At 39.4% G+C, this 4,690-nt stretch carries 4 protein-coding genes and 1 pseudogene; 4 read left to right on the forward strand and 1 reads right to left on the reverse strand.

Annotated elements, in window-relative coordinates; translation table 11 throughout:
* Positions 1–582: pseudogene (locus Q0296_RS03190) on the reverse strand (tryptophanyl-tRNA synthetase); the annotation flags it as partial.
* Positions 583–750: 168 nt separating this feature from the next.
* On the opposite strand from Q0296_RS03190, the gene groES reads away from it, so the two are divergent.
* The 4 genes from groES to wecB form a co-directional block, all read left to right on the forward strand.
* On the forward strand, positions 751–1,011 hold the full coding sequence (gene groES, locus Q0296_RS03195) for a co-chaperone GroES (RefSeq protein ID WP_002940431.1): 261 nt from the start codon (positions 751–753) through the stop codon (positions 1,009–1,011).
* A gap of 17 nt (positions 1,012–1,028) precedes the next feature.
* Positions 1,029–2,663: a chaperonin GroEL gene (gene groL / locus Q0296_RS03200; protein WP_298036459.1), complete on the forward strand. Its 1,635-nt coding sequence runs from the start codon at positions 1,029–1,031 to the stop codon at positions 2,661–2,663.
* Positions 2,664–2,796: 133 nt separating this feature from the next.
* Entirely contained in the window at positions 2,797–4,164 is a 1,368-nt protein-coding gene (locus Q0296_RS03205) for a phosphomannomutase/phosphoglucomutase (RefSeq protein ID WP_298036460.1), read from the forward strand.
* The coding region (gene wecB, locus Q0296_RS03210) for a non-hydrolyzing UDP-N-acetylglucosamine 2-epimerase (RefSeq protein ID WP_298036462.1) at positions 4,161–4,690 on the forward strand (530 nt) is incomplete at its 3' end. The genes Q0296_RS03205 and wecB, both read left to right, overlap by 4 nt.

Raw genomic sequence — 4,690 nt, forward strand, 5'->3', positions numbered from 1 at the left:
TGCTAAAATTTGAGCGTTAATGATGGGTTCATTTTTCTCATCAACTCCTTGCATATTGCTCGTTAGATCAAGTTTTCCGCTAGCTAAATTTGGCTTTTTAGCAAGAGCTGATATCTCAGAAAGTTCGATATTTTTAGCGTCAAGATTTAGGGCTTTTGGCAGGTAATCTTTTAAATTTGCGTTTAAATTTATGTTTGAGCCAAGCGCCGTGCCAGTTGCCACTAGCTTAAAGTCGCTAAATTTACCAGCCGCGTTTGCTTTAAGCGCGACGTCCTTTTTTAGTCCAAGCTCGCTAGCCTTTGCCTTGTCGGCGTTTATGTCTATGTTTAAATTCATACTTTGAGCAAGCAAGGAGAGCTCGCCATTTGCCTTTAAATTTATGGCATTCATCACGGTCGCTTCTAAATTTAGCGTGCTAAATCCTAGGCTAAAATCTTTAAATTTGAGTTCAATGCCACGAGCGAGTGCCTCTTTTTCGATCTTGCTAGCGATAAATTTACTCCCAAATGGGCTAAATAAAAGGCTAAAAATGCAAGCTACTATGAGCACAAGCGCGCCAACTATATAGGCTACTTTTTTCATAAAATTCCTTTATATTAGTTTTACATATCATAAAACTTTAGTCACTTAGACTAAAGTTTTTAATAAAATTCACTATAAATTATTGACTTTTTCAGAAAAAAATGCTAGGATTTCATCACTCAAAAATAAAGAGTGCTAAAAAAGACAATTAAACTAAAAGGATGAACAATGAACTTTCAACCATTAGGCAAGCGTGTCCTAGTCGAACGCGTAGAAGAGACAAAGACGACAGCTTCGGGCATAATTATACCTGATAACGCAAAAGAAAAACCTTTAAGCGGCGAGGTAAAAGCAGTTGGCGCTGAAGCTGAGGGCGTAAAAGTTGGCGAAAAAGTGGTATTTGCTAAATACGCTGGTACTGAGGTAAATTTAGATGATAAAACATATCTTGTTTTAAACATCGACGACGTTTTAGGCGTGATTAAATAATTTAAAAAGGAAAAACAATGGCAAAAGAAATTTTTTACTCTGATGATGCAAGAAATCGCCTATACGAGGGCGTAAAAAAACTAAATGACGCTGTGAAAGTGACAATGGGACCAAGAGGCAGAAACGTCCTTATCCAAAAGAGCTTTGGCGCTCCAAACATCACAAAAGACGGCGTTAGCGTGGCTAAAGAGATCGAGTTAAAAGATACTATCGAAAATATGGGTGCAAGCCTAGTTAGAGAAGTAGCAAGCAAGACAAACGACCAAGCAGGCGACGGCACTACAACAGCAACTGTGCTAGCTCATGCGATATTTAAAGAGGGTCTTAGAAACGTAACTGCTGGCGCAAATCCTATCGAAGTAAAACGCGGCATGGATAAAGAAGTAGCAGCTCTTATAGATGCACTAAAAAACATCTCTAAAAAAGTTTCTGGCTCAAAAGAGATCGCGCAGATCGCTACTATCTCAGCAAACTCAGACGAAAGCATCGGCAAACTTATCGCTGATGCGATGGAAAAAGTTGGCAAAGATGGCGTTATAACAGTAGAAGAGGCAAAGTCTATCCAAGACGAGCTAAGCGTAGTTGAGGGTATGCAGTTTGACCGCGGATATCTAAGCCCATACTTCATCACAAACCCTGAAAAGATGCAAGTTGAGCTAAGTAATCCATTTATATTGCTATTTGACAAGAAGATCACAAATTTAAAAGACCTGCTTCCAGTGCTTGAGCAAGTACAAAAGAGTGGCAAACCACTTCTAATCATCGCTGAAGATATCGAGGGCGAGGCACTTGCAACGCTTGTTGTAAATAAACTTCGTGGCGTGCTAAACATCTCAGCTGTAAAAGCTCCTGGCTTTGGCGACAGAAGAAAAGCGATGCTTGAAGATATCGCTATTTTAACAGGTGGCGAAGTTATCAGCGAAGAGCTAGGCAGAACACTTGAGAGTGCTAGTATAAACGATCTTGGACAAGCTTCAAGCGTAGTTATCGACAAAGATAACACAACTATCGTAAATGGCGCAGGCGAGAAGTCAGCAATAGACGCTAGAATAACTCAGATCAAAGCTCAAATCGCTGAGACAACAAGCGACTATGACAAAGAAAAACTTCAAGAGCGCCTTGCAAAACTAAGTGGCGGCGTGGCAGTTATCAAAGTAGGTGCTGCGACTGAGACAGAGATGAAAGAGAAAAAAGACCGCGTAGATGACGCTCTAAGCGCTACTCGTGCAGCCGTAGAAGAGGGCATCGTAGTAGGTGGCGGTTCAGCTCTTATCCTCGCTTCAAAGAGTGTAAATTTAAATTTACAAGGTGATGAGGCAATCGGTGCTGAGATCGTTAGAAGAGCGCTTCGTGCTCCACTTCGCCAAATCGCTGAGAATGCTGGCTTTGACGCTGGCGTGGTAGCAAATGCTGTCGAAGTAAGCAAAGATGCAAATTTTGGCTTTAACGCTGCAACTGGCGAATATGTAAATATGTTTGAAGCTGGCATCATCGACCCAGTTAAGGTTGAGAGAGTTGCGCTACAAAACGCTGTTAGCGTGGCTAGCTTGCTACTAACGACTGAGGCAACTATCAGCGAGATAAAAGAAGAAAAAGCAATGCCTGCAATGCCTGACATGGGCGGAATGGGTGGTATGGGCGGCATGATGTAACAGCCCTTTTCGAGCTAGAGCTTTCTAGCTCGAATTTATATTTAAACTTTAGCCTTACTAAATTTATAAAATTATTTACTCCTTTTTAAATTTATTCTTGTATCATTTTGCTTTCTTTTAGGGAGAATTTACAATGAAATATGATGAAATTTTTAGAGAATACGACATCCGCGGCATTTATGAAAAGGACTTGACAGAAGATAGTGTCAAGGCTATCGGGCTTGCTTTGGGTAAGAAATTTAACGAATTTGGCGTAAAAACTTTAAGCGTTGGCTTTGACGCAAGGCTTAGTGCTAGCACGCTTTTTAGGTATCTGCTAAGTGGTCTAAACAAGGCTGGTGGCTTTAAAATTTATAACATCGGCCTGCTTCCAACTCCTGTTGGCTACTTTAGCGTTTATGCTGATTATTTTGACGCAAACATCATGATCACGGGCTCTCACAATCCAAAAGATTATAACGGCTTTAAGATCACTATCAAAAAGGATAGTTTTTTTGGCAAAGATCTGCAAATTTTAAAAGATAAGGTAAATGAGATAATCGCCTCTGGTGAGCAGATCGCAGACGATGAGAGCTGTGAGAAATTTAATATCTTAGAAAAATATGTTGAGTTTTTTGTAAAAGAATTTAGCGAACTTAAAAATTTCAAAAAACCTTTTGTTATCGACTGCGCAAATGGTGCTGTTGGCGTGAGCTTAGTGCCCATCGTCAAGGCGCTTGGACTAAATGCAAAAATTTTATATGAAGATCCAGACGGAAATTTCCCAAATCACCACCCAGACCCAAGCGAAAAAGAGAATTTAAAAGAGCTATTTTTGCTCATCGAAAAGAAGGAATTTGACCTTGGATTTGGCTTTGACGGAGATGGCGATAGGATCGCGGTTATAACGCCAAAAAGAGATATAAAAGGCGACGAACTAGCCTATCTTTACGCGCTAAATATGAAACATCCAAAGGTGCTTGGCGAGGTTAAATGCTCACAAAATATGTATGATGAGATCGCCAAGATCGGCGAAGTTTTTATGGGAAAAACTGGTCATAGCAACATCAAAAAAATGATGAAAGAGCTAAACGTAGATCTTGCGGCTGAAGTGAGCGGTCATATATTCTTTAAAGAGCGATATTTTGGCTTTGACGATGCGCTTTATGCGATGATGAGGGTGATCGAGCTAGTGCATAAAGGCTTTGATCTTGACGGCGAGCTTGATAAGATGCCACTTGTCTTTAGCACCGATGAGATCAAGATAAAGACGACTGACGAGGCTAAATTTAAGATAGTTGCCAAGCTAAAAGAGTGCGTGAAAAACGAGGGTTGCGACCTACCAAGGATAAAAAATATCATTGATATCGATGGCATTAGAATTCAGTTTGAAAATGGCTGGGCGCTGGTGCGTGCGTCAAATACAACGCCAGTTATCGTCACTAGATTTGAAGCAAAGAGCAAGGAATTTCTAGAAGAGATCGAGCAAAAAGTGACAAATTTGCTAAAAGGTTTGATATGAAAAAAATTCTTGTAGTTTTTGGGACTAGACCAGAAGCAATAAAAATGGCTCCTTTAATAAAAGAATTTCAAAAACATAGTGAGTTTTATGTTAAAGTGTGTATTACAGCTCAACACAGACAGATGCTAGATCAGGTTCTGGATATATTTAATATATCTCCAGATTATGATCTAGATATAATGCAACCCAATCAGGATTTATTTGACTTATCGTCGCGGATTTTGCTTAGGATGCGAGATGTTTTAGATGATTTTTGTCCAGATATAGTTTTTGTTCATGGAGATACTACGACAGCCAGTATAAGTGCATTAGCCTCTTTTTATAAGCAAATAAAAATCGCCCATGTAGAAGCTGGACTTAGAACGTGGGAAATTTATTCGCCATTTCCTGAAGAAGTAAATAGGCAATTAGTGGGCGTTTTGGCAAATTATCATTTTACACCAACAAATTTATCAAAAGATAATCTTTTGAAAGAAAATAAAAAATCTGAAAATATTGTTGTAACTGGGAATACAATAATTGATGC

Source organism: uncultured Campylobacter sp., assembly GCF_937890585.1.
GTDB lineage: Bacteria > Campylobacterota > Campylobacteria > Campylobacterales > Campylobacteraceae > Campylobacter_A.